The sequence below is a fragment of the Mycolicibacterium frederiksbergense genome (assembly GCF_012223425.1).
GTDB lineage: Bacteria > Actinomycetota > Actinomycetes > Mycobacteriales > Mycobacteriaceae > Mycobacterium > Mycobacterium frederiksbergense.
This window is the reverse complement of sequence record NZ_CP038799.1, coordinates 3390686-3415053: the sequence shown is the minus strand read 5'-3', so window position 1 is coordinate 3415053 and position 24368 is coordinate 3390686. Positions and strand designations below refer to the sequence as shown.

At 66.2% G+C, this 24368-nt stretch carries 27 protein-coding genes; 15 read left to right on the top strand and 12 right to left on the bottom strand.

The annotated features are described in order from the left end of the window. Window positions 1-11: 11 nt before the first annotated feature. Both EXE63_RS19500 and EXE63_RS19495 read right to left on the bottom strand, forming a co-directional pair. The gene (locus EXE63_RS19500; RefSeq protein ID WP_168143279.1) at window positions 12-1433 is read right to left on the bottom strand and encodes an APC family permease; all 1422 of its coding nucleotides are present in this window, start codon (window positions 1431-1433) and stop codon (window positions 12-14) included. An 18-nt stretch (window positions 1434-1451) separates the two neighbouring features. Beyond that, a complete protein-coding gene (locus tag EXE63_RS19495) occupies window positions 1452-2081 on the bottom strand; it encodes a TetR/AcrR family transcriptional regulator (RefSeq protein WP_168143278.1) in 630 nt (209 codons plus the stop codon). 83 nt (window positions 2082-2164) lie between these two features. Between EXE63_RS19495 and EXE63_RS19490 the strand changes: the two genes are divergently transcribed. Beyond that, window positions 2165-2989, top strand: coding sequence for an alpha/beta hydrolase (locus EXE63_RS19490; RefSeq protein WP_168143277.1), 825 nt, complete (start codon window positions 2165-2167; stop codon window positions 2987-2989). A gap of 4 nt (window positions 2990-2993) precedes the next feature. Here the strand turns inward: EXE63_RS19490 and purD are convergent, their stop codons facing one another. Next, window positions 2994-4262, bottom strand: a complete 1269-nt coding sequence (gene purD / locus EXE63_RS19485) for a phosphoribosylamine--glycine ligase (RefSeq protein ID WP_168143276.1) — start codon at window positions 4260-4262, stop codon at window positions 2994-2996. A 118-nt stretch (window positions 4263-4380) separates the two neighbouring features. Between purD and EXE63_RS19480 the strand changes: the two genes are divergently transcribed. The 4 genes from EXE63_RS19480 to EXE63_RS19465 all read left to right on the top strand — a co-directional run bounded on the left by EXE63_RS19480 (window position 4381) and on the right by EXE63_RS19465 (window position 7024). Continuing rightward, complete coding sequence (locus EXE63_RS19480; protein WP_168143275.1) at window positions 4381-5613, top strand: cytochrome P450; 1233 nt, start codon at window positions 4381-4383, stop codon at window positions 5611-5613. Between the two features lie 17 nt (window positions 5614-5630). Then, window positions 5631-6224: a TetR/AcrR family transcriptional regulator gene (locus tag EXE63_RS19475; RefSeq protein WP_168143274.1), complete on the top strand. Its 594-nt coding sequence runs from the start codon at window positions 5631-5633 to the stop codon at window positions 6222-6224. A 99-nt stretch (window positions 6225-6323) separates the two neighbouring features. Next, window positions 6324-6503 (top strand): hypothetical protein, encoded by a 180-nt coding sequence (locus EXE63_RS19470; protein WP_168143273.1) that lies wholly within the window; start codon window positions 6324-6326, stop codon window positions 6501-6503. 29 nt (window positions 6504-6532) lie between these two features. Further along, window positions 6533-7024 (top strand): MarR family winged helix-turn-helix transcriptional regulator, encoded by a 492-nt coding sequence (locus EXE63_RS19465; RefSeq protein WP_168143272.1) that lies wholly within the window; start codon window positions 6533-6535, stop codon window positions 7022-7024. Between the two features lie 5 nt (window positions 7025-7029). Here EXE63_RS19465 and EXE63_RS19460 read toward each other — a convergent pair whose 3' ends face one another. The 6 genes from EXE63_RS19460 to EXE63_RS19435 form a co-directional block, all read right to left on the bottom strand. Then, window positions 7030-7776, bottom strand: a complete 747-nt coding sequence (locus EXE63_RS19460) for an SDR family oxidoreductase (RefSeq protein ID WP_168145662.1) — start codon at window positions 7774-7776, stop codon at window positions 7030-7032. Window positions 7777-8300: 524 nt separating this feature from the next. After that, window positions 8301-9527: a hypothetical protein gene (locus EXE63_RS19455; protein ID WP_168143271.1), complete on the bottom strand. Its 1227-nt coding sequence runs from the start codon at window positions 9525-9527 to the stop codon at window positions 8301-8303. After that, on the bottom strand, window positions 9517-9960 hold the full coding sequence (locus tag EXE63_RS19450) for a carboxymuconolactone decarboxylase family protein (protein ID WP_168143270.1): 444 nt from the start codon (window positions 9958-9960) through the stop codon (window positions 9517-9519). The genes EXE63_RS19455 and EXE63_RS19450 overlap by 11 nt, the downstream gene beginning before the upstream one ends. A gap of 2 nt (window positions 9961-9962) precedes the next feature. Then, window positions 9963-10814, bottom strand: a complete 852-nt coding sequence (locus EXE63_RS19445; protein ID WP_168143269.1) for an NAD(P)-dependent oxidoreductase — start codon at window positions 10812-10814, stop codon at window positions 9963-9965. Further along, a complete protein-coding gene (locus EXE63_RS19440; RefSeq protein WP_057167781.1) occupies window positions 10811-11572 on the bottom strand; it encodes an SDR family oxidoreductase in 762 nt (253 codons plus the stop codon). The genes EXE63_RS19445 and EXE63_RS19440 overlap by 4 nt, the downstream gene beginning before the upstream one ends. Window positions 11573-11624: 52 nt before the next feature. Then, window positions 11625-13091: an aldehyde dehydrogenase gene (locus EXE63_RS19435; protein WP_168143268.1), complete on the bottom strand. Its 1467-nt coding sequence runs from the start codon at window positions 13089-13091 to the stop codon at window positions 11625-11627. Between the two features lie 197 nt (window positions 13092-13288). Here EXE63_RS19435 and EXE63_RS19430 point away from each other — a divergent pair, with 197 nt between their 5' ends. The 9 genes from EXE63_RS19430 to EXE63_RS19390 all read left to right on the top strand — a co-directional run bounded on the left by EXE63_RS19430 (window position 13289) and on the right by EXE63_RS19390 (window position 20570). Beyond that, on the top strand, window positions 13289-13900 hold the full coding sequence (locus tag EXE63_RS19430; protein WP_168143267.1) for a TetR family transcriptional regulator: 612 nt from the start codon (window positions 13289-13291) through the stop codon (window positions 13898-13900). Then, window positions 13897-15099 carry a cytochrome P450 gene (locus tag EXE63_RS19425; protein WP_168143266.1) on the top strand — a complete coding sequence of 401 codons (1203 nt, stop codon included), beginning with the start codon at window positions 13897-13899 and terminating at the stop codon, window positions 15097-15099. The genes EXE63_RS19430 and EXE63_RS19425 overlap by 4 nt, the downstream gene beginning before the upstream one ends. 12 nt (window positions 15100-15111) lie before the next feature. Further along, on the top strand, window positions 15112-15936 hold the full coding sequence (locus tag EXE63_RS19420; RefSeq protein ID WP_168143265.1) for an SDR family oxidoreductase: 825 nt from the start codon (window positions 15112-15114) through the stop codon (window positions 15934-15936). Beyond that, window positions 15933-17291, top strand: a complete 1359-nt coding sequence (locus EXE63_RS19415; RefSeq protein WP_168143264.1) for a lanosterol 14-alpha demethylase — start codon at window positions 15933-15935, stop codon at window positions 17289-17291. The genes EXE63_RS19420 and EXE63_RS19415 overlap by 4 nt, the downstream gene beginning before the upstream one ends. Window positions 17292-17295: 4 nt before the next feature. Further along, complete coding sequence (locus EXE63_RS19410) at window positions 17296-17502, top strand: ferredoxin (RefSeq protein WP_168143263.1); 207 nt, start codon at window positions 17296-17298, stop codon at window positions 17500-17502. A gap of 12 nt (window positions 17503-17514) precedes the next feature. Further along, complete coding sequence (locus EXE63_RS19405; RefSeq protein ID WP_168143262.1) at window positions 17515-18054, top strand: nuclear transport factor 2-like protein; 540 nt, start codon at window positions 17515-17517, stop codon at window positions 18052-18054. A gap of 97 nt (window positions 18055-18151) precedes the next feature. Then, window positions 18152-19282, top strand: a complete 1131-nt coding sequence (locus tag EXE63_RS19400; protein WP_105365220.1) for an NDMA-dependent alcohol dehydrogenase — start codon at window positions 18152-18154, stop codon at window positions 19280-19282. Between the two features lie 6 nt (window positions 19283-19288). Then, window positions 19289-19717 (top strand): nuclear transport factor 2 family protein, encoded by a 429-nt coding sequence (locus EXE63_RS19395; protein WP_168143261.1) that lies wholly within the window; start codon window positions 19289-19291, stop codon window positions 19715-19717. Between the two features lie 4 nt (window positions 19718-19721). Beyond that, window positions 19722-20570 carry an SDR family NAD(P)-dependent oxidoreductase gene (locus EXE63_RS19390; protein ID WP_168143260.1) on the top strand — a complete coding sequence of 283 codons (849 nt, stop codon included), beginning with the start codon at window positions 19722-19724 and terminating at the stop codon, window positions 20568-20570. Window positions 20571-20575: 5 nt separating this feature from the next. On the opposite strand, the gene EXE63_RS19385 is transcribed toward EXE63_RS19390, so the two are convergent. Continuing rightward, on the bottom strand, window positions 20576-21532 hold the full coding sequence (locus tag EXE63_RS19385; RefSeq protein WP_436277568.1) for an acyl-ACP desaturase: 957 nt from the start codon (window positions 21530-21532) through the stop codon (window positions 20576-20578). 179 nt (window positions 21533-21711) lie between these two features. Between EXE63_RS19385 and EXE63_RS19380 the strand changes: the two genes are divergently transcribed. Next, a complete protein-coding gene (locus EXE63_RS19380) occupies window positions 21712-22116 on the top strand; it encodes an HIT family protein (RefSeq protein ID WP_168143258.1) in 405 nt (134 codons plus the stop codon). Here the strand turns inward: EXE63_RS19380 and EXE63_RS19375 are convergent. After that, window positions 22104-23522: a sensor histidine kinase gene (locus EXE63_RS19375; RefSeq protein ID WP_168145661.1), complete on the bottom strand. Its 1419-nt coding sequence runs from the start codon at window positions 23520-23522 to the stop codon at window positions 22104-22106. The genes EXE63_RS19380 and EXE63_RS19375 overlap by 13 nt on opposite strands. Window positions 23523-23600: 78 nt before the next feature. After that, on the bottom strand, window positions 23601-24329 hold the full coding sequence (locus tag EXE63_RS19370; RefSeq protein WP_105365193.1) for a response regulator transcription factor: 729 nt from the start codon (window positions 24327-24329) through the stop codon (window positions 23601-23603). Window positions 24330-24368: the final 39 nt, after the last annotated feature.

Below are 24368 nucleotides of genomic sequence, written 5' to 3'. Positions count from 1 at the left end.
TTACGAGCCGCCTATGGGGAGTCGCCCAGGTGCGTCGGATCGAGGATGCCTTTCCCGCGGATACCGAGCTGGCGGTTGATCAGGGTGGTGATGCCGAACAGCACGATCCCGATCACGATCAGGATCCCGGCCAGCACGTACTGCTGGGCGGGGCGCCCGGAGAACGGCAGCACCAGATACGCCGAGGCGATGAACCCGATGACGGGCAGCACCGTCGGCGTCCGGAAGTGCCCGCCCGCGGCCTGCACGTCGCGGCGCAACACCAGCACCGCCACGTTCACCATCGCGAAGACCGCCAGCAGCAGCAGCGATGTGGTGCCGCCGAGCACCGCGATGGCGCTGCTGTTGGCGACCGCGGAGACGTAGAAGATCAGGCCGAACGCGATGAGGGTGGTGAAGACGACGGCCACCCACGGGCTGTGCCGCTTGGGGTGGATGGTCCCCAGCACCGGCGGCAAGACGTGCTGGCGGGCCATGCCGTAGATCAGCCGGCTGGCCATCAACATGTTGATCAGCGCCGTGTTGGCCACCGCGAACATGGAGATGAAGGGCAGGATCGCTTCGATCGGCAGCCCGGGCGCACCCGCCTTGACGACCTCGATCAGCGGGGTCTCGGTGTCCGCCAGGACGCCGACGGGCACCAGCGCCACCGCGACGATGGCGACGACGACGTAGACGACGCCGGCGATTCCCAGCCCGGTCAGCAGCACCTTGGGGAAGATCCGCACCGGGTCCTTGGTCTCCTCGGCCATGTTGACCGAGTCCTCGAATCCGACCATCGCGAAGAATGCCAGCGAGGTGGCGGTGGTGACGGCCAGGAAGGTGCCCTTGTCGGCCGGGGTGTCGAAGGCGACGACGCGGGCGAAGTCCACATCGGCGCCGCCGCCGGTGAACGCCCAGACGCCCACCAGGATCACCATGGCCAGGCCGGTGATCTCGACGATGGTCAGCACCACGTTGAGTTTGACGCTCTCGCCGACGCCCCGGAAGTTCACCAATGCGATCAGTGCCATGAACAACAGCGCCAGCACCACCACACCGACTTTGCCCCAGTCGATGTCGAAGGCGGTGAAGAAATTCGCCGCGAAGAATCGCGAAGCCGTTGAGGCGGAAGTGATTCCGGAACACATCACCACGAAGGCCACCAGGAAGGTGACGAACTGGATGCCGAAGGCCTTGTGCGCGTACAGCGCTGCGCCGGCGGCCTGCGGATACTTGGTGACCAGCTCCAGATAACTGAACGCGGTGATCGTGGCGATCAGGAAGGCGACCAGGAAGGGCAGCCACGCCGCGCCACCGACTTCCTTGGCAACCTGTCCGGTGAGGGCATACACACCCGTACCGAGGATGTCACCCACCACGAACAGCAGCAGTAGCCCCGGACCCATCACCCGCCGAAGTTGTGGCTCCTCCGTGGTTTCCGACTGCGTCATCCCACCCCTTTGCTCACCTCAGACGTGCACGGCCCGTTCGTCGACGGGTGCGAGCACATCGATCACATCGATCAGCGTCGCGCGGGCGTTGGCCCGCGGCCCCTCTCCCTCATCCACCAATGAGGCAACCACAGCTCCGTCCACCGCGCACACCAGGGCGGTCACGAGTTCGGATCGCACGGCGCGACCGGACCGTTCGACGACCTCAAGGACGGCATCGGTGCGTTGCCGCAGAATCCGCCGCTGGATGTCGCGGAGCTCGGGTTGGCGCGCGCAGGCGATATAGCGCTCGTAGCGCGAGATCAGCTGTTCGGACACCCGCACGCCGGGATTGTCACCGACCAGGAGATCGACCAGCAGGTCGGCGGTCGACTCGGCACCGCGACGCCGGCGCGACAATGCGGCGACCTGTAGCTCCAGCTGCTCGGCCTCGCGCGCGCCCACATGCTCGACGGCCTTGGCGATCAGATCGTCGAGTGAGGAGAAGTAGTACGTCGTCGACGCCAGCGGCAGGCCGGCACGCCTCGCCACCGCGCGATGGCGGACCGCGTCGATCCCGCCCTCGCACAGCAGATCGGCGGCGGCGCTCACCAGAGCGCCCCGCCGACGTTCTCCCTTGGGAGTCACCGCCGCTGTCACGCCTTGCATGCTGCCAGCAAAATCCCAGTTGTATGGCGGTTTTCGGCAATCACAACAAGTTGGCAGACAGCGCCACAGCGGGCAGTGGCAAGATGGCGCGAATGTCAGCCCAGAACCGTCGGACCGTGCTGCGGATGGGTCTCGGCGCCGCCCTCGGTGCCGTCGCCGCCGGCGCGGGGGCCCTGCCCCGGGCCGCCGCCGAACCCGCCGCCACCTACGAGTCGGGTTCCTTCGTCTCGGCCGCGCGCGGCGGGGTGCGTACCAACTGGGCGATCGCCAGGCCGCCGGGACAGACCGCACCGCTGCGTCCGGTCATCGCGCTGCACGGCAAGGGCAGCGACGCCGCGACGGTGATGGCCGGCGGTGTCGAGCAAGGTCTCGCAGAAGCCGTCACAGCGGGCCTGCCACCGTTTGCTGTGGTGGCCGTCGACGGCGGCGGAGGTTACTGGCACAAGCGCGAGTCCGGGGACGATGCCGGCGCGATGGTGCTGGATGAGTTGGTTCCGATGCTGGCCGGCCAGGGGCTGGACACCTCGCGGGTGGGATTCATCGGCTGGTCGATGGGCGGCTACGGCGCTTTGCTGCTCGGATCCCGACTGGGCCCGGCCCGCACCGCAGCGATCTGTGCGGTGAGCCCTGCGTTGTGGACGTCACCCGGCGCGGCGGCTCCCGGCGCGTTCGACGGCGCCCGGGACTACGAGGCCAACAGTGTGTGGGGGCTGCCGGCGCTGGACTCGATCCCGATCCGCATCGACTGCGGGAACGGTGATCCGTTCGCCGCCGCGACAGGTGCGTTCATAGCCCAACTCGGCAATCCGCCGGCCGGCGGCTTCTCCCCGGGTGGGCACGACGGCGAGTTCTGGAGTTCCCAGCTTCCCGCCGAGATCTCCTGGCTGGCACCGATACTCGTTGCCTGACCGGTCAGATCGAGATACGTCCCTCGGCCGCCGCCAGCCCGATGTCGGTGCGGAAATGGCTGCCCGGCAGTCGAATTGACTTGATCGCCTCGTATGCGGCAGCGCGGGCGGCGTCAAGATCTTCGCCGGTTCCGACCACCGAGAGCACCCGCCCACCGGTGGACACCACCGCACCGTCCTCGCGCCGGGCGGTGCCGGCGTGTAGGACGGCGTCGGCCTCGGAGCCGACGATGACGTCACCGACCCGCGGCCGGCCCGGATAGTTCTCGGCGGCGACGACCACGGTGACCGCGGCCCCGTCCCGCCACCGCAGGTCCTCGAAGGACGCCAGCGTGCCGGTGGCCGCCGCATGGAGCAGCCCGCCCAGTGGGGAGTCCAGCAGGGCGAGCACCGCCTGGGTCTCCGGGTCACCGAACCGACAGTTGAACTCCACCACCGACGGGCCCGCAGAGGTGATCGCCAGCCCGGCGTAGAGCAGGCCAGAGAACGAGCTGCCCCGTGAAACCATCTCGGCGGCAACGGGTTTGACGATCTCGTCGACGATCTGAGTGAGCACCTGAGCGGGCAGCCACGGCAGCGGGGTGTAGGCGCCCATCCCGCCGGTGTTCGGACCGGAGTCGTTGTCACCGACCCGCTTGAAGTCCTGCGCGGGCAGCAGCGGGACCACGGTCTCACCGTCGACGACGCAGAACAGCGACACCTCGGGGCCGTCCAGGAAGGATTCCAGCAGTACCGGATGCCCGGCGTCCAGCAGGCCGGCCGCGTGCACGCGCGCCGCGTCACGGTCCGTGGTGACCACGACGCCCTTGCCCGCGGCCAACCCGTCGTCCTTGACCACCCAGGCGGCCTGCCCGGCCGGCGGACCGAACCGGTTCAGCGCGGCATCCAGGTTGGCGGGGTTGTCCACGATCTCACTGGTCGCGGTCCGCACGCCGGCGGCGGCCATCACATCCTTGGCGAAGGCCTTGGAGCCCTCGATGCGGGCGGCGTCCCTGGAGGGCCCGAAGCAGGCTATTCCGGCGGCGCGCACCGCGTCGGCCACACCGAGCACCAGTGGCACCTCCGGCCCCACCACCACCAGGTCGGACCCGAGGCGCTGGGCCAGCGCGACGACCGCGCGACCCGAGCTGATGTCGACGTCGTACTGGTCGGCGACGGCAGCGGTGCCGGCATTGCCGGGCGCCACCGCCAGCCGCTCGACCTGCGGGTCGCGCCGGAGCGCGAGCAGCAGGGCATGTTCACGGGCTCCGGATCCGATGACGAGGACGCGCACGGTGAACAACCCTAATCGCCTCGGCGGCCGCACGGCGCCAGACCCGCGGCCATACACTTCTGATTTGGGTGTATGGTCGGTGCAGCGAGTGCGGTACGTCACAGCGGGAGGACCTCCAATGACCACCATGAATGCCTGCCCGTTCGGCGCAGGATATGACTTCACCGACCCCGAGGTGCTGCTCCAGGGCATTCCCGTCACGGAGTTCGCGCATCTGCGCAAGACCGCCCCGGTGTGGTGGAACGAGCAGGGCGAGTCGATCTTCGATGACGGCGGCTACTGGGTCGTGACCCGACACGAGGACATCAAGGCCATCTCGCGCAACGGCGAGCTGTGGTCCACCAACGCCAAGGGCGCGGTGATGCGGCTACCCGACGGGGTGACCGCCGACCAGCTCGATCTGACCAAGGCCCTGCTGATCAACCACGACGCCCCCGAACACACCCGGCTGCGCAAGCTGGTGTCCCGCCTGTTCACCCCGCGGTCGGTGGCCGCGCTGGAGGAGAAGCTGGCCGTCGCCTCCCGCGAGATCGTGGCCGCGGCCGCGGAACGAAACTCCGGCAATTTTGTCGACGACGTGGCGATGCCGCTGCCGCTGCTGGCCATCGCCGACCTGATCGGCGTGCCCGAAGCAGACCGGGAGAAGATCTTCCACTGGTCCAACAGCATCATGAACACCGACGATCCCGACTTCGACAGTGACCCGACGGTCGCCAATGCCGAACTCATGGGTTACGCGTACACCATGGCCGAGCAGCGCCGGACGTGCCCGGCCGATGACATCGTCACCCGGCTGGTGCAGGCCGATATGGGAGACGAAGCCGGGATCACCGAGGTCGAGTTCGCGTTCTTCGTCATCCTGCTCGCCGTCGCCGGAAACGAGACCACCCGCAATGCCATGACACACGGGATGAACGCCTTCTTCGAAAACCCGGACCAGTGGGAGCTTTTCAAACGCGAGCGGCCCGACACCGCGATCGAGGAGATCATCCGCTGGGCCACCCCGGTGCACTGCTTCCAGCGCACCGCGACAGCCGACACCGAACTCGGCGGAGTCACCATCCGCAAGGGACAGCGCGTCGGGCTGTTCTACAGCTCGGCCAACTACGACGAGGACGTCTTCGAGAACCCGTTCCAGTTCGACATCCTGCGCAACCCGAACCCGCACCTGGCGTTCGGCGGCAACGGCGCACACTTCTGCATCGGCGCCAACCTGGCCCGCATGGAGATCAAGCTGATGTTCCACGAGATCGCCAACCAGATTCCCGACATCTCGAAACTGGCTGAGCCGAAACGACTTCGGTCCGGCTGGATCAACGGCGTGAAGGACCTGCAGGTCTCCTACCACTAGCTCGCTACAATTCCGGCGTGCGAACCCACGGGTGGTCCGGAGCCGCGCCGGCGAGTGACGAGGAAGCCGTCGGCCGGATTCTTGCTGCGGCGGGCAAGGCGATCGACGAGCGCGGGGCGGACTTCTCCATCGCCGACGTCGCCCGCACGCTGGGCGTCACCCGCCAGACGGTGTACCGCTACTTCCCCAGTACCGAGGCGCTGCTGATGCAGGCCGGTGTCGTCGCGGCCACCGACTTCCTGGAGCGGCTGTCCACCCACCTGCAGGGCATCACCGATCCGGCCGACGCGGCCACCGAGGCCATCGCGACCGCGCTGGAGTGGCTGCCCCAGGACAAACACATCGGGCTGCTGCTGGCGCCCGGGCGCACGCCGACCTTCACCGAATCCGTGACCTCCGATATCGCACTGCGATTCGCACAGTCGGTGGTGCGACAGTTCGACGTCGACTGGGCGGCAGCTGGTTTCGCCGATGACGACCTCGACGAACTCGCCGAGCACCTGCTGCGCATCATCCAGTCGTTCGTGATCGACCCCGGACGTCCACCCCGCACCGGCGCCGCGTTGCGGGATTACCTGCGCCGCTGGGTGGCCCCGGCGCTGCGCCCCTAGCGATTTATGGAGGTTCCGCCGCCACGATCACCACAAATCGGTGACGAGGAGGCCGATTGGCAGGCTTAGATTTGTGTGCTGGGTACACTCCAGGGATTCATGACTGGGTGGTCGAACGCCCGGGCCACCTTCGGAGAAGACGCAGCCGACGGACTCACCGTGCCGGCCGGCTTTAGCCGCATCGAAGCGTTCCGGGCCGGGCTGGCCGGCGTCGAGCCCTCGGTGGTCGTCGACACGGATAGTCACCGAAATCGCATATCGGGGTTGAGTTTTGCTTAGATAGGCGACATGCCTGTCCATGGTGCGCGATGACTGATTCCGACGAGTACCCGTTAACGCCGACGCAGCAGCGGGCCTGGCTGAATTTCATGCGCGTCTATCACCGGTTCGAATATGAGGTGAACCGTCACCTGCGCACCGAATGCGGCCTTTCACTCTACGACTACACGGTGCTCAGTACGCTCTCGCGCGCACCGGATCGCCGCCTGCAGCTGACCGCACTGGCCACGGTGATGGGGTGGGAACGTAGCCGGGTTTCTCACCACCTGATGCGGATGGAACGCCGCGGCCTGATCGAGCGCACAACCTGCGAGACCGACGGTCGTGGCACTGTCGTCGTCCTGACCGACGAGGGCTGGGACCGGCTCGCCGGCGCCGCCCCGGTGCACGCAGAGTGGGTACACCGGGCTTTTTTCGCCGATCTGGATCCCGAGCACGAGGATGCCCTCGCCGACATCCTCGCCGTTGTACACGAGAGTCTGTTGCGCGAGGGCACCTTGCCGCGTCCCGACCTCACGTAGACCGGCTAAACCTGGTTCATGCCCCCGTCGACAAAGATTTCCGCACCTGTCATGAAGCTGCTCGCATCGGAGCCGAGGAACACCGCCGCGGCGGCCAGTTCGGCAGGACCACCTATCCGCTTCATCGGGTTCGTTGCCAGACCGTCGAAGAACACCTGCCGCTCGTCTTTGTCAGGCACCAGTTCGGTGAGTCCCTCGGTCAGGATGGGACCGGGTACGACCGTGTTGACCCGGAAGCCACGCTCGCCCAACTCGGTGGCCCAGGTACGGCCGAAGGACCGGACAGCAGCCTTGGCCGCGGCGTAGGCGCCGAATGCCGAAGTTCCCCTGGTGGCCGCGGTGGAGCCGGACAGAACGATCGAGGCACCGGGATTGAGTAGCGGCAGTGTCTTCTGCACGGTGAACACCGTCCCGCCCACGTTGCGGTTGAACGTGTCGACGAGGTGTTCGGGTGTTTCGTCCTCCAGCGTGGCGAACTCGCCACTGCCGGCGTTGGTGAAGACGATGTCAAGGCCGGCACCTGCGTCGCGGATGACCCCGACAAGTCGGTCCAGGTCCTCGGTGCGGGTGACATCGCTGGCTATACCGACGACACCGGAACCCAGCGACGCTGCGGCGGCGTCGACGCGCTGTTGGGTACGCCCGGTGATGAACACCTTGGCGCCCTCGTCGGCGAAGGCGCGCGCCGCCGCATAACCGATGCCGGATGTGCCGCCGGTGATCAGTGCTGTTTTTCCGTCGAGCTGAGCCATCTCGTCCTCCTGTTGTCGAAAACGCTTGTTGCGTTTCATATCCAACAACTACGTGACATGACACGTTATTCCGAGACATGTCACCTACCGTGGTTGTCAACTCCCTGTAGCCTGTACCGCACCCCTGCGAATACCAGCGTGTGCTTATCCGCTGGTGCCGTAGGACGGCCCCGCCTCGGTCACGACGCCTGAGAGCTCGGACCGCTGCCCGTTGGCAAGCAAGACGCCCTTGTCGGCCAATCCTTCCGGCAGACAGACCGTCCATGACGTCGGGAGGAACGACGAGACGCGTGTCCGGTCAGTGAGATTTTCCAGGGTGGCGGGGTTTAAGGACACGTGGTGCTCGTGTGACACCGAGGTGAGGCGGCGGATGATCCGCGTATCGATCGCCACCCCCGGTGGCGGATGCGGCAAGCACGGTGCCGAACAGTGCCGCAGGTGAACCCATGCTCATGCAGATAGTCAGCAGCGGCGCAGGCGACGCCGCCGCCACGAGGACGGCCGAGACTCCACAAATCGCGGACCTAGACGACGGTCAGCGGCAGCGACTTACGCTCCTCGAACACCCAGGACGCGCCGCCACTGAACTCACACACCTCGACCTCGGGCAGCTTCTTTGCCGCCGTGTCGGTCTCGATGACGCGGACGGTCCAATCGGACTCGGTGCCCGACACCTCGGCCCGCAGGTGCGGATCGACGGCCTGGACGATGGCCTGCAGCGGGGCATCCACCACCGGGGAGACCAGCGAGATCCAGGATCCGTCCTCGTAGGCCGGCGAGCGGCGCACGTGCACGAAGTCCGGGTCCACGTCGGCCGACACGTAGGCCGCCGGGTTGAGCAACGGGTGCAGCTCCAGCACCCGCAACGCACCCTTGGCATCGGTGCTCAGCTTGAGCGCCTTGTGGATCCGCTCGGCGGCCACACCGGCGATGCCGATCAGCTGCTTGGTGCGGATCGAGCGGGCCAGTGCCGCATCATCCTTGGCGCGCTTCTCCACGGCGATGGTGAAGGACCGCACCAGCAGGTGCATCTGGATGCACACCTCGTCGGCGATCCGGACCAGTGCCGAATGGGAGAACGCACCGAAGTCGACATCGGCGAGCAGGTCGCCCGAATAGTCGGACATGCCTTCGTCATCCGGGTCGATCGGATCGAGCTCGATCGAATGGGCGTGGGTGGCGCCGACGATGTCCATCGCCGGTATGAACGGGACTTCCGGGTAGGACTCGTCGATGATGACGGTCCAGCGGCAATGCGGGTGCTGATCCGACGGCGTCCTGGGCGGCCGGTGGATGGGCCGGACCTGGGCCTTGCGGTTGGTGGCGAGCGCGGTGGCATCGAAGGTGGGGTCCTCGATGTCGTGGCACATGCCCTTGACGTAGTCCTCGCCCATCGGCTCGACGTCGAGCAGCGCACCGCAGTGATCCAGGTAGAACTCGCCGTGCCACCGGTCGTGCACGACATAGCGGAAGTCCATGAACTGCGGCGGCGCGCCGATGTCGAGCTGCAGACCCTTGAAGAGGGTGAAGATGTCGACGCCCTCGTACTTGAGCGCCTTCTGCATCCGCCGGGTGTAGAGCGGGCTGGACGCCGCCCATTCCTCGATGGCGATCTGCAGCATCTCCTCGCGGCCGAACGATGAGATGCACCAGGCCATTCCGGACCGGTCGATCAACTGACCGATCAGCAGCAGTTCGGGAACCAACGTCGCCAGCTCGTCACGGGTGAGCGAGGCGTATCTACTCATCATCGAGGGACTTCCCGGAGTGCATCTTCACCGCGGCGTTCACGTTGCTCTTCTTGTCCTCAGCGCTGCCCTTTTCGGCGGCCTTCTTGCGGTTGCGCACCACCTTGCTGACCGCACCGTCCAGTTTGGAGCCCAACGGGAAGCCCAGGTAATGGGTCAGGAACACCGAGACCTCCTTGAGCTCCTCGGCGGTGATCTCCCCGTTGTGCAGTGCGGCGTTGACCTGGATCTCGGCCAGATCCGAGTTGCCGACCGCGGTCACCGCGGCGAGCGTCAGCAGACGCTTGTCCCGCATCGACAGTCCCGGCCGGGTCCAGATGGTGCCGAAGAGATGCTCGACGGTCAGATCGAAGTACGGGTCGCCCTGGATGTCGGGCATCTCCCAGCCGTAGACCTCGTTCATCTTCTGCAGGCCCTGCTTGCGACGATCGGTCATACTCACCACTCCTTCGTGTGCGGTACTCCGAGACCGTCGGCCAGGCGCTGCAAAGCCACCTCAGCCAACGGAAGATCCACTCCCACAGCCTCGCCCAACCCGAGGGCCAGTGCCAGGTCCTTTTCGCCGAGACCGCGGGTGTGGGTGAACATGTCGAACAACCAGTGCTCAGGTGTCAGCGGCGACATGTCGTCGCGCAGGATGATCGCGCCGGGCCCGCCGCTCTGTGCATCGCTGTGCCGGACCACCCGGCCCAGCTTCTGCAGATCGATCCCGGCGGCCTGGGCCAGGAACTGAGCCTCGTTGGCCGCGGCGAACCCGATGAACGTCAACATGTTGCGGGCCAGCTTCATCCGGGTGCCCGCACCCGGTTCGCCGGCACGCACCACCAGCGAGGCCCACTTCTTGAACACCGGCTTGACCGTGTTGTAGGCCTCTTCGTCGGCGCCGACCATGACGGCCAGCTCACCTTTGTCGGCGGCACCGGCTCCCCCGCTGACCGGCGCGTCCACGATGTGAATCCCCTTGGGACGCAGCTGCTCGGCCAGCTCGGGCGCGGTCGAGGGTTCGATGGTGGAGTGGATGGCGATGACGGTGCCCGGCGCGGCGTGCTCGCCGAGCTGGGTCACCACGTCGCGCACCTGGGCATCGTTGAGCACCGTGACGCTGATGACGTCGGCCTTGGCGACATCGGCAACGCTGTCGGCCAGCGAGGCCCCCAGTTCCACCAGCGGTGTCATCGCCTCGGTGCGGACGTCGAAGACGATCAACCCGCCCGGCCAGTCGGCCAGCCGCTTGGCCATCGGGGCACCCTGGTTACCCAGACCGATGTACCCCAGCTTCGGCTCGCTCATGACCGGATGATCTGTCCGCCGTCGACGTTGTAGATCTGGCCGGTGATCCACTTGGCCTGATCCGACAACAGGAACAGGCACATGCCGACGAGATCCTCCGGCTGGCCCATCCGGGACAGCGGGATTCCCTTCACGATATCGGCGACCATCTCCTGCGGTGTGGTGGTGCGGTTGGCCTCGGTGTCGATCGGTCCGGGCGCGATCGCATTGATGCGGATGTTCTGCCCGCCGAGTTCACGGGACAGCTGCTGGGTCAGACCGTTGATACCGACCTTGGCCAGACCGTAGAAGTTGGCGTACATCCAGGCCGCCGTGGAGGACTGGTTGATGATCGCTCCGCCACCGCGCTTGGCCATCTTCTTGTAGACCGCGCGGGTGCACCACAGCGCGCCGTCGAGGTTGACGCTCATGAACTTGCGGTAGTACTCGGGGTCGACGGTGACCAGGAAGTCCAGCTTCATGCCGCCGAAGATGGCCGCGTTGTTGACCAGGTAGTCGATACCGCCGAACTCCGAAAGCGTCTGTGCCGCCATCTCCCTGGCCGACTCCGGGTCGGACACGTCGACCCGCACGGCGAGCGCGTTGCCGCCCTCGCCCTTGATACCGTCGGCGACCTTCTGGGCGCCTTCGAGGTTGATATCGGCCACCACCACGGCCGCACCCTCACGTGCCAGCGCCTCGGCGTACACCTGACCGATGCCGCCGCCGGCACCGGTGATGATGCCGACCTTGTCCTTGAATTCCGGATATTGCGCCATGATTTCCTCTCGCCGAGCCGGCAGGCCGGCAGCTGTTTGTGTGAGTGTGTGTCTAGGTCGCGATGGTCGCGATGAGTTTGGTTTCCAGGTATTCCTCGAAGCCGGCCACACCCATCTCGCGGCCGACCCCGGATTGCTTGTAGCCGCCGAACGGTGCGTCCGCGGAGTACCAGACACCCCCGTTGACGTTGACGGTGCCCACCCGGAGCCGGGACGCCACGGCCTGGGCGCGGTCGTCGTCGCCGAACACCGTGCCCGACAGACCGTACGGGGAATCGTTGGCGATGCGCACCGCATCGTCGTCACCGTCGTGGGCGATCACCGTCAACACCGGTCCGAAGATCTCCTCCCGCGACACCTTGGCCGAGTTGTCCAGTCCGGCAATGACGGTCGGTTCGATGAAGAAACCGGTTTCCATGTCGTCCGGGCGTCCGCCACCGCAAGCGAAGCGGCCGCCCTCGGCGATCGCGGAGTCCAGGTAGCCCTGGATGCGATCGCGCTGGCGCGCCGAGATCACCGGGCCGCACACGGTGCGCTTGCTGTTGGGGTCCCCCGGCTTGATACCGCCGAGCGTTGCCGCCGCAGCCTCGACCGCCTCGTCGTACTTGGCCCTCGGAACGACCAGCCGGGTGGTGATCGCACAGCCCTGCCCGGCGTGCATGGCGACGGTAAAGGCCGCCATGGCGCAGGCACCGCCCAGGTCGGCGTCGTCGAGCACGATGAAGGCCGACTTGCCGCCGAGCTCCAGGAACACCTTCTTGATGGTCACCGCCGAGTCCGTCATCACGGCCCGGCCGGTGTTGGTCGATCCGGTGAACGACACCATGTCCACCCGCGGGTCTTTGGACAACAGCGCACCGACACCGTGATCATCGGAGGTGACGATGTTGATCACGCCGGCCGGGAAATCGGTGTGCTCGGCGATGATCTCGCCGAGCACCGCGGCCATCCACGGGGTGTCCGGGGCGGGCTTGAGGATCAGCGTGTTGCCGGCGGCCAGCGCCGGACCCACCTTGGCCAGGTTGATCTGGTGCGGGAAGTTCCACGGGGTGATGGCGCCGACGACACCGACGGCTTCCCGGGCGACGACGCGATTGGTCGGAATACCCTGCGGTGTCGCGTATCCCAGATCGGAGCGCCACGCGTAGTTCTCGGCCGTGTCGGCGGAGAATGCCAGATCGTCGATCGGGCCCTCTAATTGAGCTCCCGAGGTCAGCATCCGTGGAGCTCCCACCTCGTTGATCGTCAGCTCCCGCAGGTCCTCCAGGTTGGCTTGCATCGCTTCGCGGAGCTGGCGCAGGCAGCGCACTCTCAGCTCGGTGTTGGTGGACCAATCGGTGTCGTCGAAGGCGGTGCGGGCGGCGCCGATGGCCTCGCTCATGTCCGCTTCGTCGGCGTTGGCCGCAACACCCAGTACCTCTTCGGTGGCGGGGTTGACCGTCTCGAACGTTCCCCCGCTTCCGGCGACGAGCTTGCCGTCTATGAACAACCGGCTCTCGCGATCCGCCAGAATCGACATCCCACTCCTAGGTTTTGGTGACCCATATTCTCTGGACAAGTGTCCGACAACAATCCACCGCACCATAACCTCACGCGCGCGGCGGTGGCAAGACCGATCGTGTGCACCAAGCACCCCGATGAGTCATCAACCCATCTGTACTGGCAATTTCGCAGGATCGCTTGCCCATCGCCGACCCTTTCCGATAACTTGGACATGTGTCCAGCGATTCGGTGGTTGCCGTCACAGCCCAGCCAGACGGCGAGCCAGTGGGAACGCCGCGCAACCGACGTCAGGAAGAAACCTTCCGCAAGGTGCTCGCAGCCGGTGTCGAGATGCTGCGTGAGTCGTCCTATGCCGACCTCACGGTGCGCGCCGTCGCCGCCCGCGCCAAGGTCGCGCCGGCCACCGCGTACACCTACTTCTCGTCGAAGAACCATCTGATCGCCGAGGTCTATCTCGACCTGGTGAAGCAAGTCCCGTACTTCACCGACGTCAACGACTCGATGACCACCCGCGTCGACAAGGCGGTACGCGCCCTGACCCTGGTTGTCGCCGACGAACCCGAGGTCGCCGCCGCCTGCACCACCGCCCTGCTGGGTGGGGGCAGCGACCCGGCCGTGCGCACCGTCCGCGACCGCATCGGTGCCGAGATCCACAAACGCATCCGTTCGGCGGTCGGCCCCGACGCCGACGCCCGAATTGTCTCAGCCCTGGAGATGACGTTCTTCGGTGCGCTGGTCAACGCCGGCAGCGGCGCGTTCACCTACCACCAGATCGCCGACCGGCTCACGTATTCGGTCAGCCTCATGCTCGGAGAAAACCGTTGAGCCTCGAAACAGCCCCGCCGATCCTCGATCCCTACGACTACGACTTCCACGAAGACCCGTACCCGTACTACAAGCGCCTGCGCGACGAAGCCCCGCTCTATCACAACGAGGAGCGCAACTTCTGGGCGCTGTCGCGGCACAAGGACGTGGTGGCGGGCTTCCGGAACAGCGTCACCTTGTCCAACAAGCACGGTGTGGCACTGGACCCGATCTCCCGCAACGACGAAGCCCACCGTGTCATGTCGTTCCTGGCTCTCGACGATCCCGGCCATCTTCGCCTGCGCACGCTGGTATCCAAGGGCTTCACCCCGCGGCGTATCCGCGAGCTCGAAGGACGGGTCACCGAGATCGCCCACCAACACCTGGATGTGGCACTGCAGAGCGCCTCGTTCGACTACGTCGACGAGTTCGCGGGCAAGCTGCCGATGGATGTCATCTCCGAACTGATGGGGGTGCCGGACGAGGATCGGGTCCGGATCCGAGCCCTCGCCGACGGGGTGATGCACCGCGAGGACGGTGTCGCCGACGTGCCCACCTCGGCCATCGAGGCGTCCGGGGAACTGCTGGTCTACTACGCCGACATGGTCGCTTCTCGCCGCAAGCACACCTCCGATGATCTGACCTCGGCACTGGTGGAGGCCGAGATCGACGGGGACAAGCTCACCGACGACGAGATCATGGCGTTCCTGTTCCTGATGGTCGTCGCGGGCAACGAGACCACCACCAAACTCCTTGCCAATGCCGCATATTGGGGCTACCAGAACCCCGACCAGCTGGCCCCGGTGTTCGACAACCACGACCTGGTCACCCCGTGGGTCGAAGAGACGCTGCGCTATGACGCCTCCAGCCAGATCCTGGCGCGCGCGGTCGTCGAAGACCTCACGTTCTACGACACCGTCGTCCCCGCGGATGACGTACTGGTGCTGCTGATCGGCTCCGCCAACCGCGACGAGCGGGTCTTCGAGAACCCCGACGAGTACCGCATCGACCGCGAGATCGGACCGAAGCTGGTGAGTTTCGGCAGCGGCGCCCACTTCTGCCTCGGCGCGCATCTCGCGCGCATGGAGGCCCGGGTGGCACTGACCGAGTTGTTCAAGCGAATCCGCGGATATGAGGTCGACGAGGCCAATGCCGTCCGCGTCCACTCCAGCAGCGTCCGCGGATTCGCTCATCTCCCGATAACTGTCCAGCTCCGCTGAAAGGCCCGCTGCATGCCCCGTTTTGACCCCCTTCCCGACCGTCGTCCCGCCCTGGTCGCCGGTGCTTCCTCCGGTATCGGCGAAGCCACCGCGATCAGACTCGCCCGCAACGGTTTCCCCGTGGCGCTCGGCGCACGCCGGGTGGAGAAGCTCGATGAGATCGTCGCCAAGATCCGCGCCGACGGCGGCGAAGCCATCGCCGTGCACCTCGACGTCACCGACCCGGATTCGGTGAAGGCCGCGGTCGAACAGACCACCTCCGAACTCGGCGCCATCGAGGTACTGGTGGCCGGCGCCGGCGACACCTACTTCGGCAAGCTGGACTCGATCAGCACCGAGCAGTTCGATTCGCAGATCCAGATCCATCTGGTCGGCGCCAACCGGGTGGCCTCCGCGGTGCTGCCCGGCATGATCGAGCGCCGCCGCGGCGACCTGATCTTCGTGGGATCCGATGTCTCGCTGCGCCAGCGGCCGCATATGGGCGCCTACGGTGCGGCCAAGGCCGCCCTGGTGGCGATGGTCAACAACTATCAGATGGAGCTGGAAGGCACCGGCGTGCGCGCGTCGATCGTGCATCCGGGACCGACCAAGACCTCCATGGGCTGGAGCCTGCCCGCCGAACTGATCGGTCCTGCACTTGAGGACTGGGCCAAGTGGGGACAGGCACGCCACGACTACTTCCTGCGCGCGGACGATCTCGCGCGGGCCATCGCTTTTGTCGCCGAGACGCCACGCGGCGGCTTCATCGCGAACATGGAACTGCAGCCCGAGGCTCCACTGGCCGACGTCAAGGACCGCCAGAAACTCGCCCTCGGCGAAGAAGGAATGCCGTCATGACACTGAAGGAAGTGGAACGCGTCTCGGGTGGCGAGGCGGAAGAGCACGGTCACCTGGAGGAATTCCGCACCGACCCCATCGGTCTGATGTGGCGCGTCCGCAACGAATGCGGTGACGCCGGCTGGTTCCAGCTCGCCGACAAGCAGGTCGTTCTGCTGTCCGGCGCCGAGGCGAACGAGTTCTTCTTCCGCTCCAGCGACAGCGAGCTGAATCAGGCGGAGGCCTACCCCTTCATGACCCCGATCTTCGGGGAGGGCGTGGTGTTCGACGCCGACCCCGAGCGCCGGGCGGAGATGCTGCACAACACCGCGCTGCGCGGTGAGCAGATGAAGGGCCATGCCGCGACCATCGAGAACGAGGTCAAGAAGGTCATCGCCGATTGGGGCGACGAAGGCGAGATCGAGCTGCTCGACTTCTTCTCGGAGCTGACGATCTACACCTCGACGGCCTGCCTCATCGGGTTGAAGTTCCGCGAGCAGCTCGACAGCCGTTTCGCCCAGTACTACCACCAGCTGGAGCGCGGCACCGACCCGCTCTGCTACGTCGACCCCTACCTGGACATCGAGAGCTTCCGTATCCGCGACGAGTCGCGCGTCAAACTCGTTGCGCTGGTGCAGGAAATCATGGATGGCCGGATCGCCAACCCACCCACGGACAAGAGCGACCGCGACCTGCTCGATGTGCTGGTCTCGATCAAGGATGACGAGGGCAACCCGCGCTTCACCGCCAACGAGGTCACCGGCATGTTCATCTCACTGATGTTCGCCGGCCACCACACCAGTTCGGGCACCTCGTCGTGGACGCTGATCGAGCTACTTCGCCATCCCGACTTCTACGCCCAAGTCCAGACCGAACTCGACGAGCTCTACGCCGACGGCCAGGAGGTGAGTTTCCATGCACTGCGCCAGATCCCGAAGATCGACAACGCACTCAAGGAGACACTGCGCCTGCATCCGCCGCTGATCATCCTGATGCGGGTCGCCCAGGACGAGTTCGAGGTCGCCGGCCATCCGATCCACAAGGGCCAGATGGTGGCCGCCTCGCCGGCGATCTCCAATCGGATTCCCGAGGACTTCCCGGACCCGGATGCCTTCGATCCCAGTCGCTATGAGAAGCCCCGCCAGGAAGATCTGATCAACCGGTGGACCTGGATCCCGTTCGGCGCCGGCAAGCACCGCTGCGTCGGTGCCGCGTTCGCGCAGATGCAGATCAAGGCGATCTTCTCGGTTCTGCTGCGCGAGTATGAGTTCGAACTGTCGCAGCCACCGGAGAGCTACCAGAACGACCACTCCAAGATGGTCGTGCAGCTGGCACAACCGGCCAAGGTGCGCTACCGCAAGCGTACGAAGGATTAGTTCGGTGGGCTGCTACCGAATAGAACTCGACGAGGACCTGTGCCAGGGCCACGCCATGTGCGAGCTGGAGGCCCCGGATGTGTTCCGGGTGCCCAAGCGTGGCGTCGTCGAGATCCTGGACCCCGAACCGCCCGACGAGCTCCGCGATGCCGTGGAGCTGGCAATCGACATGTGTCCCACCCGAGCCCTTACCCTGATCGAAAAAGACTAGGAGACAATGACAATGGCGTCACGCGAACAATTGGAAGACTGGGTCGCCCGCTGGCTCAAGGCCAACCAGGATGCCGAGGCGGCTGGTGACTGGAAACCGTTGGCGGACTTCTACACCGAGGACGCCACCTACGGCTGGAACATCGGCCCCAAGGAAGACGTCATGTGCGTCAACCGCGACGAGATCCGCGATGTCGCGCTCGGCCTGGAGATGGAGGGTCTGGAGAACTGGGTCTACGAGTACCAGAAAACTCTCATCGACGAGAAGCAGAACGAGATCGTCGGCTTCTGGAAGCAGATCGCCAACAAGAGCGACGGCACCAGCGATGAGATCTACGGGATCGGCGGCAGCTGGTTCCGGCTCAACGATCAGCTCCTCATCGAATGGCAGCGGGATTTCTTCGACTTCGGGCACGTGCAGAAGGCCTTCCTGAAGCTCATCGAGTCCGGTGACCTCACGCCCACCATGCAGAAGCGCATCGAGCGGTCGATGGCCGGCGAGAAACTCCCGGGCTACTACCCGCTGGGTCAGGCACCCGTCCCCATCTGGTGAAAAACCCGGCCAAGCAGTTGCTTGGGGGTGGCTGTGACGCACGTAACTAATGGCTCTAGTCTGGGGGCATCGAAGCTCTAGTGGAAGGCACATGCGGATGAAGACCAAAGGCGCTCTCATCAGGGAGTTCAACCAGCCCTGGGCGATCGAGGAGATCGAGATCGGCGACCCCGTGAAGGACGAGGTCAAGATCCAGATGGAAGCCTCGGGGATGTGCCACTCGGATCACCACCTGGTGACCGGCGACATTCCGATGGCCGGCTTCCCGGTGCTCGGCGGCCACGAGGGCGCCGGGATCATCACCGAGGTCGGCCCCGGGGTCGAAGGCCTCGAGCCCGGCGATCACGTGGTGCTCTCCTTCATCCCGTCCTGCGGTGCGTGTCCGTCGTGTCAGGCGGGCCTGCGCAACCTCTGCGACCTGGGGGCCATGCTGCTGCAGGGCACCGCCGTCTCGGACAACACCCACCGCATCCACACCGCCGACGGCGCCCCCGTGATCCCGATGACGCTGCTGGGAACCTTCAGCCCGTACATGGTGGTGCACAAGAGCTCCGTGGTGAAGATCGATCCGTCCATCCCGTTCGAGGTCGCCTGCCTCGTGGGCTGCGGCGTCACCACCGGCTATGGCTCCGCCGTGCGCAGCGCGAACGTCCGCCCGGGCGACGACGTCGTCATCGCCGGTATCGGCGGCGTCGGCATGGGTGCACTGCAGGGTGCGCTGAACGCCGGCGCCCGCAACATCTTCGCCGTCGACCCGGTCGAGTGGAAGCGCGACCAGGCCTTGAAGTTCGGCGCCACCCACGCCTACCCCGACATCTTCGCCGCGATGGCGGGCGTCGCCGAGGTCACTGCGGGCCGCATGGCCTCCAAGACCATCATCACCACCGGTGAGCTGCACGGCGAGGAGATCGACAACTACCTCAACATCACCGCCAAGGGTGGCACGTGCGTGGTGACCGCGGTCGCCAACATGGCCAAGTCCGATGTGACGCTGAACCTGTCGATGCTGACCCTGCTGCAGAAGAACCTGCAGGGCACCATCTTCGGTGGCGGCAACCCGCATCACGACATCCCGCAGTTGCTGTCGATGTACAAGGCCGGGCGTCTCAACCTCGACGACATGGTCACCCGCCAGTACAAGCTGGAGCAGATCAACGACGGCTACAAGGACATGCTGGAGGGCCGCAACATCCGCGGCGTCATCCGCTACACCGACGCGGACCGGTAGCCAGTCATGACCGAAACGGTATTGGCACCGGTTGTCGCAGCGTCTCAGAACTCGTGGCGCTGCGTGCAATCCGGTGACCGGGAGGGGTGGCTGGCGCTGATGTCGGAGGACATCGTCGTCGAAGACCCCATCGGTGAGGCCGTCACCAACCCGGACGGCACCGGGGTGCGGGGCAAGGAGGCACTGGCCGCGTTCTACGACGCGAACATCGGCCCCAATACCCTGACGGTCACCTGTGAGGAGACGTTCCCGTCCAGCTCGCCGACCGAGATCGCCTACATCCTGGTGCTGCGCACCGAGTTTCCGAACGGCTTCACCGCCACCGTGCGCGGCGTGTTCACCTACCGGGTCGATGACGCCGGGCTGATCACGAACTTGCGCGGCTACTGGAACATGGACGCGATGACATTCGCCGAGGGAGAGAAAGCCGATTAGTGGATTGCTCGCCGGCCGCGCCGCGGTCGTGGTCGGCGGCACCCGCGGTATCGGGCTCGCGGTCGCCGAACTGCTCGCCGCCCAGGGGGCGCGGGTGGTGGTCAACGGTCGCGACCCGGATGCGGTGCACGAAGCCGCACAACGTGTTTCGGGTATCGGTCAGGCCGGCTCGCCGGCCGACCCACAGGTCGCCGATGCGCTGGTCGACGCCTGTGTGGCCGAATTCGGCAGCATCGACATCCTGATCAACTGCGCGGGGACCGCCGAACCGGCCGGCTCCTCGATCGTGAATGCGACCAGTGCCGAGTTCCGAGAGTTGCTCGACGCCCATCTGCTCACCGCGTTCGAGGTCGCCAGGGCGGCCGCTCCGCATATGGTGCGGCAGCGTTCCGGGGCGATCGTCAACACCAGCTCGTTCGCCTTCCTCGGTGACTACGGAGGCACCGGCTACCCGGCGGGCAAGGGCGGCGTCAACGGCCTCACCCTGGCCGTCGCGGCCGAACTCAAGGCCCACAACGTGCGGGCCAACGTGGTCTGCCCCGGTGCCAGGACTCGGCTGTCGACCGGTGCCGACTACGAACAGCACGTCACCGACCTCAACCGCCGGGGGCTACTCGACGACGCCAGCCTGGCGGGTGCACTGGACGCCGGGCCGCCCGAATACGTCGCCCCAACCTACGCGTATCTGGCCAGCGATCTGGCCATGGACGTCACCGGCCGGATCTTCATCGCCGCGGGCGGATTCGTCGGCGAGTTCGCCCGCCCGGCACCGGGTTTCATCGGCTACCGCGACCACCACGACACCGCGCCGTACACCGTCGAAGAAGTGCACGGGCTGATCGGCACGCGGTAGCCCGCTCAGCCGACCCGCAACTCGCGCCGGGCCGCCTCCCTGGCGAGCAACCGATCGCGCTGTTCCTCGAACCGGACCACATTGACGGCCAGGCCCTCCAGGAAGGCCGCCAACTGGTCGCGGCGGGCCTCGCCGTGGGCGCTGAAATCCGTGCGATCGAAGATCCGCCATTTGCGCAGCACCGGCACCACCACCTCGTCCAGGTGCTGACGCAGATCGTAGATTCCGTGCTTGGCCATGATCACCCCGTTCCGCCGGAAGTCGGGCATGCCCTGCCCGGGCATCCGGAAGTTCTCCACGACGGCTGCCACCGCATCCAGTGTCTGGTCGGGTGAAAGGTCAAGAGCCGCATCACAAATATTGCGGTAAAAGATCATGTGCAGGTTCTCGTCAGCTGCGATCCGGCTCAGCAGCCGATCCGCGATCGGGTCGTCGCAGACCCTTCCGGTGTTGCGGTGGCTCACCCGGGTGGCCAGTTCCTGGAACGTCACATAGGCGACGGACATCAGGAAGTCCGAATCATATTTGGACAGTTCTTCTTTGGTCGCCGCGAAACCGTTCGTCACATGCTCCATGCGGGCCCGTTCCAGCGCAGCCAGATCCACCGCGCGGGTGACCACCAGATAGTCGCGGATGGCGATACCGTGCCGGTTCTCCTCGGCGGTCCAACGGTTCACCCACGCACCCCACGGACCGTCCTGGGAGAAACTGCCCGCGGCCTGGCGGTGGTAGGACGGCAGGTTGTCCTCGGTCAGCAGATTGGTGATCATCGCCGCGCGCGCCACCTCGCCGAGCGAGGACTGCCCGGGTTCCCAGTCCGCGCCGCCGGTGGCCGCGAAATTGCGGCCCTCCTGCCACGGCACATAGTCGTGCGGGTACCAGTCCTTGGTGGTGGCCAGATGCCGGTTGACGTTGTCCTCGGCAATCGATTCAAGCTCGTGCAACAGCACGGCATCTGCCATCGGTTTCTGCATGAGCCAAACATCCCGTCGGAATCGTCCAAGTCGCCGCTGAGGGCTACGGATCACCGAGTTGTGGCTCCAGCACGTCGGTTTCTGCGGAGTGCGCCGAGGTGGCGGTCAAGATCAGCATAAATGGCGCGGCCGTGAATTGGCTGAGCGACCCGCCTATGCTCGACCACATGGCGACCGTATTCACCATGATCATCAACGGCGATATCCCTGGTCGATTCGTGTACGAGGACGACGAGATCGTCGCGTTCCTGACGATCGAGCCGATGACTCAGGGCCACACGCTGGTCGTGCCGCGCGCCGAGGTGGACAACTGGCAGGAACTCGACCCCGCCCTGTTCGGCCGGGTGATGGCCGTCGCTCAGCGGATCGGCAAGGCGGTGTGCGCGGCCTTCGACGCCGAGCGCGCCGGTGTGATCATCGCCGGCCTGGAGGTGCCGCACCTGCATGTGCATGTGTTCCCGGCCCGCAACCTCAGCGATTTCGGGTTCGCCGGCGTCGACCGTGATCCGTCACCGGAGTCCCTGGACGAGGCACAGGCCAAGATCAGGGCCGCGCTGGCTCAGCTGGACTGAGCCGCCGCGTCCACGATTCTGGGCAGGCTGACCCGGAACCGGCAGCCCTGCCCCGGTGCGGTGTCCACCGATACCGCACCGCCGTGGGCGTCGACCAGCGAGTCGACAATCGACAGGCCCAATCCGAACCCTCCGCTGGCGCGGGTCCGCGAGGAGTCGGCGCGGTAGAAGCGCTCGAAAACCCGTTGGGCGTCCTCGGCATTCATGCCGGGTCCTTCATCGCACACCTCCAGCACCGCGTTGTCCTCGTCGGTGCCCACCCGGACCGTGATACCGGCCGACGTCGGGGTGTGTTGCACCGCATTGGACATCAGATTGCTGAACACCTGGCGCAGCCTGGCCTCGTCCCCCAGCACCTCGGGGGTGCCCGGGCCGTCGAACACCTCCATCCGAATCTTGCGCTCCGGCGCCACCGTCTGCGCATCGTGCACCGCATCGCTGGCCAGCGCCAGCAGATCCACCCGGCGCTGGTCGAGCGGACGCTGTTCATCCAGGCGGGCCAGCAGCAGCAGATCCTCAACGAGCAGGCCCATCCGACCGGCCTCACTCTCGATGCGCCCCATCAGCATGTCGGTATCGCGGGCCGCACCCTGGCGGTACAGCTCGGCATAGCCGCGGATGGTGGTCAGCGGGGTCCGCAGATCATGGCTGGCATCGCCGACGAAACGCCGCATGCGTTCCTCCGATTCGCGTGCCATTTCCGCCGACTGCGCCGAGGACGCCATCGCGCGCTGTATCTGCGCCAGCATCCCGTTCAGCGCCAGCGACAGCCGCCCCACCTCGGTGCGCGGATCACGTTGCGGCACACGGCGATCCAGCTCGCCGGCGGCTATCGCGGCGGCGGTCTGCTCCACTTCGGCGAGTGGGCGCAGGCTGCGCCGCACCACCGCGTAGCCGACCACGCCGAGCACCAGAAGCACAGCCGCCCCGATGGCGAACTGCGACCAGATCAGGGCCCGCATGGTGGATTCGACCTCGGTCAGATCGATGGCGACGGTGGTCAGCTCACCGTCGGGGCCACGCACCGTCACCGCCCGCCACTCCACCTCCGAGGCATCATCGGAGCCGACGGTCACCGGGTTCGGGCCGACATCGTTGTTCGCGGGCAACACCGGGTCGGACACCCCGTTCTTGACGGCCAGCCGGACGCTGCCGTCGGCGTCGGTGCCACGCACGTAGAAGTTCGACGGCGGATAGGCCGGGCTCGGATCGGGCGTGTGCGTCGGGGTCATCATCGGCGCTCGCGCCCAGCCACCCGATGCCTCCAGCAGCGTCTGGTCGATGCGCTGAATCTCGGTGTGCCGCATCAGCGACGTGACCGCCACGCCGGACGCCAGCAGGCCCAGTCCCACCAGGACCAGGGTGGCCGCGACCAAACCGACCCGGAGCGGAACCCCGCGCAGCATTCCCCCGTCGCTTCGCTCGCCCGGACGGTTTCCCCCGTCGCTTCGCTCGCCGACGTGACCCTTGGTCATCCCCCGCGACTAGCGCGGTTCACGCAGGACGTAGCCCACGCCCCGCAGCGTGTGCAGCAGTCGTCTGTCACCGGTGTCGATCTTGCGGCGCAGATAGGAGACGTAGGACTCGACGACGTTGACGTCACCGCCGAAGTCGTAGCGCCACACGTGGTCGAGGATCTTCGGCTTGCTCAGCACGGTGCCCGCGTTGATGACGAAGTACCGGAGCAGGGTGAACTCGGTGGGCGACAGCGACACCGGTTCGCCGGCCTTCCACACCTCGTGGGTCTCCTCGTCGAGTTCGATATCGGCGAACGACAGCCGGGCATTGCGGGGTTCTTCGACGCCGCGGCCGACGCGGCGCAGGATGACCCGCAGCCGCGCCACCACCTCTTCGAGGCTGAACGGCTTGGTGACATAGTCGTCACCGCCGAGGGTGAGGCCGGTGATCTTGTCCTGCAGGTTGTCGCGGGCGGTGAGGAACAGTGCCGGTGCGTCGATACCGTCGGCCCGCATCCGGCGCAGCACCCCGAACCCGTCCATACCGGGCATCATCACGTCCAGGATCACCGCGTCGGGCCGGATCTCGCGGGCCTTGTCCAGCGCATCGGTGCCGCTGGAGGCGGTGTGCACCTCGAAACCCTGGAACTTCAGACTCACCGACAGCAGTTCGACGATATTGGTCTCGTCGTCGACGACGAGCACCCGCGCCTCGGGGATGCTGTCCGCTGATTCCGATATTGCCGCCATTGCCATTCCTACACAGTCCTCCCTCTGGATGAAGCCAAGCTGCGT